This is a genomic window from Gorillibacterium massiliense, from assembly GCF_000455485.1.
Lineage (GTDB): Bacteria > Bacillota > Bacilli > Paenibacillales > NBRC-103111 > Gorillibacterium > Gorillibacterium massiliense.
The window spans coordinates 1-2,337 of record NZ_CBQR020000070.1 but is presented as its reverse complement, the minus strand read 5'-3'; the positions used below and the strand labels follow the sequence as shown (position 1 = coordinate 2,337).

The following is a 2,337-nucleotide window of genomic DNA, read 5'->3' as shown; positions in this document are numbered from 1 at the left end:
AAACAGCCGCTCCCCGTTCTCAACCGTAAAATAGCCTTCCAGCATCGAGACCCAGTTGGATCCGTTCTGATCGGACTTATCCACGCCGCACAGGGTAGCGCCGAGAACAGCCGCCGCCGTGTTGATCGCCTCATGGCTTTCCGGTCCTCCGGATGCCCCCAGATAAGACGGCAGCCCGAAGGTATCGCGGTCGATATTACGTCGGGTGCGGTCCCACCAAATCAGCGGATAAAAGCTTCCCTGCACGTTAAAATCAAAAATGAGGCTGTCGTAACGGATCGCAACCTCCCGCCAATCCCGCATCTCGAACGGGGCGGGGATTTCCGGCATCTGCTTCACCTTGCGAATCATCCAAAGTCTCCTCCTTTTAAGCAAAAGGACGGCAGCTTCAACGCCGCCGTCCTATAGTCAACCCTAACGTCAGTTCGCCTTCTGCTGGTCGAGGAAGGTCTGGATCTGCTTGACCGTTTCCTGCTTGATTTTCTCAATATCGTTTTGCAGCTTGGCGTTGGCTTCATAGCTTTGTTGCAGCTTCGTCAGCCCCTCCACCGGGTTCGCAACCATGCCGAGCTTGAAAGGAAGCTCATCCGATGGAATTTTGGCAAAGTCGGGGTTGGCAAGCTCATTTTTCACCGGCTCCTGGTTGAAGGCAAACCCGGCCAGCGCCGATTTGACGTAAGTCTTCTCGTCAGCCTCATAGAGGAATGCGTCAACGAGGTTGTCCGGCACGCTGGAAGAAAGACGGATGTAGGTCGGGTTCCAGGTCAGAATATAACCCGGGAATATATAGTTCTGGTTGGCATCCACGCCGTCCGGGAGCTTGTATTTGTCGTTGCCGACTTTTTCCCAATGTTTCCCTTCGATGCCCAGTTCGAACAGGTCGTGGTTATCTTGGCTTTCAAACAGCCAGTTGATGAAGGACATGGCCCGGTCCGCATTGACCGAAGTTTTGGGAATGGCAAGGAAGTTCCAGACACGGAAATCGACAACCTGGTTCGGATCCGGCTGTACGCGGTTGCGCGCCGTTTCGGAGGTCAGGAAGTAGCCCAACTCCGCATTGGCCACCCCGGCGGTCAACTGTGACTTGACGCTGTCTAGGTTGGAAAGGCCCTCCATCATCGCTGCCGCGCGTCCGGCATAGAACGTGCCGCCGGCATCTTTGCGTACGATGGGTTCTTTTTCGATATAACCTTTGTCATGGAACTCGCGAATCGTCGTAAAGGTGCTGTAATCCGACTGGTTGAACGGTGCGGGGAAGTTGGCCATGTTCGACACCTTATCCCCCGTAATGGTCAGGCCGGTTACTTTATTATCCTCGATCATGACCGTGCCGTTTACATTCGGGCCGAGGGTTACCGCCCACAATCCCTTCTCGTACTTGGCCGGCTGCTCCTTGTTCAGATCGATCAAAGCCTGGGCTCCATAGTTGCCGTCGTTTTTGACGACGAAGGGAATCAGGGCCGGATCGTTTTCCTTCACTTTGTCGAAGAAAGCAAGCAGTTGATCATACGTCGTAATATCGTCCATGCCGTATTTCTTGGCAAGATCCTTGCGGTAATAGACGGTAGACAAATCGCCCATGTACTGGCCGAGAGGAACCCCGTAGACGTGAAGATTGCCGTCCGCGCCGGTAAACCGGTTGTTGTCCAGATAGCTTTCGCTAAACGCTTTCTTCAGTCCCGGGTATTGGTCATTGTTGAAGTAGCTGTCCAGGTTCGTATAGTTGTCCTGGGCGATGAAGGCGTTCATATTCATCCACGGCGCATCGAACGCGATGTCAACCTGCTCGCCTGCCGACAGCTTCAGCTTCAGCTTGTTCACGTAGTCCGCTTGCGGCGTGAAGGTTACGTTCAATTTGAGATTCAAGGTGTCTTTCGTCCGCTTTTCAAATTCCGCCACCACGTCGTCAAACTGCTTCGGCTTGTCGCCCCACAGCATGATGTTCAATGTGACCGGATCCAGCTTGGCTGTTGTTTCCGTGCCAGCGGTGGCGGTAGCGGATGCCGATGGAGACGTGCTGTTCGAATCGTTGCTGCAGGCGGCAACCAGCCCAGACAGCATGCACATTGCGACCAATAGCGGCAGCTTGCGCTTTTTCATGTTGCTCATGGATAAACCCTCCCGTAGTGTCTTTTACTTAAATGAAAGGAATTATGCCAATCGGCTTTGCAGCCGAGATCAGCCTTTGATAGCTCCTACCTTCAGTCCCCCGACAAAATAGCGCTGGAGGAATGGGTAGAGGAAAATGATCGGTCCGACCGTTACCACGGCGGTCGCCAACCGCACAGTATACGCCGGAGCGAGGGAAGCGGTGGATTGAGCGCCTTGAACGGCAAT

The 2,337-nt window shown here is 54.0% G+C and carries 2 protein-coding genes and 1 pseudogene; all 3 read right to left on the bottom strand.

The features are described from left to right. Positions 1-351 (bottom strand): hypothetical protein (locus TJ79_RS07795; RefSeq protein WP_040949737.1); only part of this gene is annotated, 351 nt, incomplete at its 3' end. 69 nt (positions 352-420) lie between these two features. Then, a complete protein-coding gene (locus TJ79_RS07790; protein WP_052339385.1) occupies positions 421-2,109 on the bottom strand; it encodes an extracellular solute-binding protein in 1,689 nt (562 codons plus the stop codon). 69 nt (positions 2,110-2,178) lie between these two features. Then, positions 2,179-2,337, bottom strand: a pseudogene (locus TJ79_RS27535) (carbohydrate ABC transporter permease); the annotation flags it as partial.

Bases quoted from the DNA above. Each gene is read 5' to 3' on its own strand.
- TJ79_RS07790 (WP_052339385.1), bottom strand. From the start codon at position 2,109: ATGAGCAACATGAAAAAGCGCAAGCTGCCGCTATTGGTCGCAATGTGC.